The sequence below is a fragment of the Aquibacillus sediminis genome (assembly GCF_005870085.1).
GTDB lineage: Bacteria > Bacillota > Bacilli > Bacillales > Amphibacillaceae > Aquibacillus_E > Aquibacillus_E sediminis.
On record NZ_SZNM01000085.1, the window covers coordinates 1 to 505 of the forward strand.

Annotated in this window: 2 rRNA genes; both read left to right on the plus strand. The window is 46.3% G+C overall.

Going from position 1 to position 505, the window contains the following annotated elements:
• Positions 1-118: ribosomal RNA gene (locus FCI53_RS21275) — 16S ribosomal RNA — on the plus strand; the annotation flags it as partial.
• 305 nt (positions 119-423) lie between these two features.
• Positions 424-505: ribosomal RNA gene (locus FCI53_RS21280) — 23S ribosomal RNA — on the plus strand; the annotation flags it as partial.

Genomic DNA, 505 nt, shown 5'->3' on the forward strand with positions numbered 1-505 from the left:
ACACCCGAAGTCGGTGGGGTAACCTTCTAGGAGCCAGCCGCCTAAGGTGGGGCCAATGATTGGGGTGAAGTCGTAACAAGGTAGCCGTATCGGAAGGTGCGGCTGGATCACCTCCTTTCTAAGGATAAACGAAAGGCGAAAGCGACCGTTTAGGTCCGACTGGATAAGCAAGGCGCCGTAATGTGTCATGAACTTGGACACATGGAGGTGAATTGCTTATAGCAGCGAGGACCTGGGAGCTGTAGCTGGACAGTTATAGGAATTCATACTGTGTTGTTTGGTTCAGTTTTGAGAGATTAAAACTCTCAAATTATGTACCTTGAAAACTAGATAAGAAAAATCAAGAGTGAAGGCTTAGTTGATAAGCTGGAACGAATGATGACAAGACATCAAACAAAACGTCTTTTTTACTGTAAGAAATATAGTTAAGTGATTAAGGGCGCACGGTGGATGCCTTGGCACTAGGAGCCGATGAAGGACGGGACAAACACCGATATGTCTCGGG